Annotated in this window: 3 protein-coding genes and 1 pseudogene; all 4 read left to right on the top strand. The window is 70.4% G+C overall.

Annotation, left to right across the window (positions count from 1 at the left end; all coding sequences use genetic code 11):
* Positions 1-1,292: pseudogene (locus GUY60_RS34880) on the top strand (hypothetical protein); the annotation flags it as partial.
* Entirely contained in the window at positions 1,289-2,146 is an 858-nt protein-coding gene (locus GUY60_RS34875; RefSeq protein WP_161705276.1) for an immunity 49 family protein, read from the top strand. The pseudogene GUY60_RS34880 and the gene GUY60_RS34875, both read left to right, overlap by 4 nt.
* 72 nt (positions 2,147-2,218) lie before the next feature.
* Positions 2,219-2,569, top strand: a complete 351-nt coding sequence (locus tag GUY60_RS34870) for an SUKH-4 family immunity protein (protein ID WP_161705273.1) — start codon at positions 2,219-2,221, stop codon at positions 2,567-2,569.
* 53 nt (positions 2,570-2,622) lie between these two features.
* Complete coding sequence (locus GUY60_RS34865; protein WP_161705270.1) at positions 2,623-4,545, top strand: ATP-binding protein; 1,923 nt, start codon at positions 2,623-2,625, stop codon at positions 4,543-4,545.
* Positions 4,546-4,604: the final 59 nt, after the last annotated feature.

Here is a 4,604-nt window from a genome sequence, read left to right as displayed (position 1 = left end):
CAACCCCCGACAAGTCCCCCTCGGACCCCTCGGACCCGTCAGACCCGTCGGACACCTCGGACAACGCCACCCCCAACCCCACCGACAACACGAACAAACCAGACAACGCAGACGACACCGACCCCACCAAACCCGCCAAGCTCAACACCGACTCGACCGTCCCGAGCCAAGAGACCCTCCCGCAAGGCAAGACCGCGGAGGCCGGCCGCCACATCGAGGACGCGACGCAGAACAAGAAGCCGCTGTACGGGGACATCAGCCCGGCCAACAACAACGGCAACAGCAACACCCCGCGGCCGGACACCCCCCGACCGGCCGAGCCCGGCGCCGCCAACAGGTCCGACGACGAAGGCAAGGCGTTCGTCCGGAGGATGGTCGACTTCGCGAACTCGAGCGAGGCGAACCGCAAGAAGTACTGGCGCGTCGACGGACAGCACCTCCGGCTCACGGACCGGGTGGACGGGCGGGAGCTGCCGCAGCTCAAGCAGGACCCGGACAATCCCGGCAAGTACATCGCCAAGAGCGACCTTCCGCCCCCCAAGCAACCCGACTACATGCCGTCCGACATCCGGCCGACGGTCACCCGAGGCAGGGACGAGGGCATCACCCCCGAGCACCTGGCCGAACTGGACCGGCAGACCAACGAACGGGAGTGGACCCTCGCCGCCGACCGGGTCACCGAGGCGGCGAAGCTCCAGGCCGCGGAGGACCACGGCAAGAAGTCGGACGAGTACGCGGACGCCAAGGGGCCCTATGCGGACACGCACGACGCGGTGGGGAAGGTCGGCGAGAAGCACGGCGAGTACTCGGCGCTGCATCACGCCATGGCCAGCACACACCCCGACTACAAACTGGTCGAGATCCCGCACACCGGTAACGGCAGTGACCAGTTCGACCAGATCTATGAACACAAGGACAAGCCAGGCCACTTCATCGTCGTCGAGGCCAAGGCTCCGTCCGCTGATCCCGGCTCACGCGTCGGCCATTCCGGCAAGCGCGTGATGCAGGGAACCCGGGAGTATTTCGAAACCATCACCATGTTGATGGAGGACGGAACAGCGAAGCAGAAGGAATACGCGGAGAAACTACAGACTGCGTACGCCCTCGGAAATGTCGAATACGCCTTGGTCAAGTCGAAGGTGGAGGACTTCGAACCGGGTGAGGACGACAAGACTCAACGCCCGGACACAGCAAGCCCCGACGGCTCGGATCCGGGCCGAACACCCAAGCGGTACGGTGGCTTCACCATGAAGTACTTCGACATCCGAAACCCCCCGGGAGGGCGGGCATGACCACTCGAATCCCCCGGCACGAGGTGCCTGCGGACCGCATCCGAAGCGGTGCGGCTCTGGTCGAGTCGACCGAAGCGAGTGTCGAAACGCTGGTCGCCCACCCACACATGTTCAACCTGACGCTCAATTCCACTCTGCTGAAGGCAAAGGAACATTGCGCCCAGGACCCCGAGGCCGCCCATATCGACACCTGGGAAGCCTGGCTGGCCGCTATGCAGATCGGGTCTGCCCTGTTCAGGTCGGTCACCTCGACCGAACCCACCGTGGATTCGGTGATCTTCGGAAAGCCGCGCACCATCCCCACCAGCGCACCGCAGTCCTACAGCGACGCCGGGAACTGGCTCACCGCTTTCTATCTGGCGCTGATCTGCCGCGAGCAGTCCCGCCTCACCGAGCTGAGCAATGTCCCCCTCTCCGTCCTGCGCGACTCGGGAGCGGAGTACGACGAGTACATCTACGACTGGGTGGATGCCCTGCAGACGTACTGGAAGCGCGGACCCGACCTCGGGGACAAACTCGTGGCCGCCGTCGAGGGAACCGACCCCGATCGCCTTCAGGCAGCCGATCGCCAACTGATGCAGCTGGTCCTCTACCCGCCGCTCAACCTCCTGTTCCGGCTGATCGCAGGTGACACCGACCGCTTCAACGTCGAGCTGGCGAAGGCCGTGGAGTGGCACAAGGAGTACTGGACCGGAGACGAGCAGAGGGCCGCCCAGCCGAGCGGTCTGGTGGCCGTGGCCCCGCTCGCCCTCGCATGCCTGGCGTACGACGGCGGGGTCCCGATCGACGTCGAGTCGGACTATCTGCCAAAGTATCTGCTGCGCGGCGGCCGGGTCGGAGACCTCGAAACGTGAGTGCCGGTCCCGCCTGAGCCACCGGTCCCGCCCATCCCATCCCACTGATCCCCTCTGGAAAGCGAACGCCACATGCCCTCCGAAACACAGGACCCCGGTCAGCAGCCGCACAACCCGCCGCCCGCCACTCCCGAGCAGGCACTCGCCATCTTCCGTAGTCGTTATGCCGAGCCGAAGCGGGCCGACGGTTCGCCGCTCGAGCTGGGTGTGCACGAATTCGACGAGGGTTTCCTCATCTACCCGGTCCTCGAACCCGTCGACGCCCCCGGCGGCGTACCCGCCGGGCCCGCGGAGCCCGGCGGCGGAAAGATCGTCGTGTCGAAGGAGAACGGGAAGTCGTACGCCACGCCCAACTTCCCGACGGAGCAGGCCATCGCACTGTGGAAGAGGAACCGCGCGCGCGAGCGTGAACGCAACTCCTGACCCCCGCCCCGCCGCCGAGGCGGGCCCTGCCTCCAGCCGACGGGACTGAGACCATGACCGGCGTCGCCACCCCGAGCCACCTGCCGCAGGTACAGCAGGCACCGCACGCCCCGCACCCCTACATCGGCGGTCGCGTCGCCGTACTGCGCGCGCTGGCCGACTGGCGGTCCGGCCGACCGGGCGCCGCGCGCGTCGTCCTGCTCACCGGCAGTCCGGGCAGCGGGCGTTCGCATCTGCTGACGGGGTTCCTGATGCTGTGCGACCCGGAGTACCGGGGCCGCATCGCCGTGGACGCGCTCGACCCGTCGACGGTGCCGACGGACCTTCCGGCACCGGCGGTCCCGGGCGCGGCGGGTCTCACCGCGGCGCAGCTGACCTGGCTGATCGCCGAGCACTACGGCCTGCGCGCCACGACCACCGACGAGGTGTACGCCGAACTGGCGGCCCGGCAGGGCGAGTTGGCCGTCGTCGTACCGGATGTGGACCTGGCGGGCCCGGTACGCACCTCCGGTGAGCCGGACCGTGTCGTACGGGAGGTGCTGCGGCCGCTGGCCGCAGCCGGGAACGTACGGCTGCTCGCCGATGTGCCGAGGGCTGCGGCCGAGGTACTGGCGGCCGAACTGCCGCCGGGCACCGTGCGGATCGTGGACCTCGACGCGCCGGAGTGGGCCGATCCGGAGGGTCTGGCCCGGCAGGCCGAGGCGCTCCTCGCGCAGCGGGACGACCTGGCAGGACCGGCCGGGCGTGCGCTCGCCGAGGCCGTCGCCCGCCGTGCGGGCACCAGTCCGCTCGTCGTCGAGCTGGCGGTCGCCGGCCTCCTCGCGGCACCCGCCGGTACGGCCGCCCCCGCCGAACAGGCACTCCCCGCCTCCCTCGACGAGGTCCTCAACTCCCATGCGTACCAGTGCGGTTCGGACCCGCACACGCTCCGCCATCTGCTGACGCCGCTCGCGCTCGCGGAGGGCGACGGCATGCCGGTGGAGCTGTGGGCGCGGCTCGTGAGCGCGATCGCCGGGCAGGACATGAGCGCGGCGATAGCGGGCGCGCCCGCGCTGATCGGGCCGTTCGTACAGTCCCGGCAGGAGCACGAGGACGGCGGCACGCCGGGCCGTACGCTCGTACAGCTGCTGCATCCGGCGCTCGGTGACGCCGTCCGCGCGGGCCTGCGGAGCGTGCGCGCCACCCAGTCGCAGCTCGCGATGGCCCTGCTCGAAGCGGTGCCGGGCCAGGACTGGGGCCAGGCCGATCCGTACGTACGCGATCACATCGCGGGCCACACCCTCGAGGCGGGCCTGCTGCCCCAACTCCTCACGGATCCGGGCCTGTTCGTGCACGCCGCCCCGATCGCGCTGCGGGCCGCGGTGGAGGCGGTGCCGTGGGAGCAGTTGGGCGCCCCGGCGCGTACGTATCTGCGTACCGTCCCGCTGCTCACCCGCACCCGGGCGTCGGCGCGGGCGCGGGCCGCGCTGCTCGAGAGTGCCTTCGTCGAGGACGGCCTCGCGGACTACGGCGCGGCCGTGCACCGCCTCGGCATCGCCCTGCCCTGGCAGACCCTGTGGAGCATTCAGCTGCCGGGCATCACCGACGTACGCCTCGCGGGCCTGGTCCGGCGGGAGGGCGCGCCCGCCCCGGTCGCCGCGTTCACGGTCCCCGCGGGCACGCCCGGCGCCCGGCCGCTCGGCACGGACGACGGCACGGCGCTGCTCGTGTACGACCTCCAGAACGCCACGGCCGTACCGGGCGCGGGCCCCGAGCACCTCGTGGCACACTCGGACGCAGACCGGGCGGCGGCCCCGCTGTACCTGACCCGCAGCCGGGACCAGGTACGGATCTGGCACCGCGACGAGCGGACGGTCGCGGCCTCGCTGCCCTCCATGGCCCCGTTCACCGGGGCGGACCTCTCCCCCGACGGCTTCCTGATCGTCACCACGGACACCGGGGCGAAGGCGCTGCGCGTACGGGGCCAGGCGGCCTGAGGAACGCGGAGGGGGCCTGGGCTCGGCCCGGCGCCCCCTCCACCCACGCCCCCTAGTAC

It is taken from the genome of Streptomyces boluensis, assembly GCF_009908195.1.
Taxonomy (GTDB): Bacteria; Actinomycetota; Actinomycetes; order Streptomycetales; family Streptomycetaceae; genus Streptomyces; species Streptomyces boluensis.
This window is presented reverse-complemented; position numbering and strand designations above follow the sequence as displayed.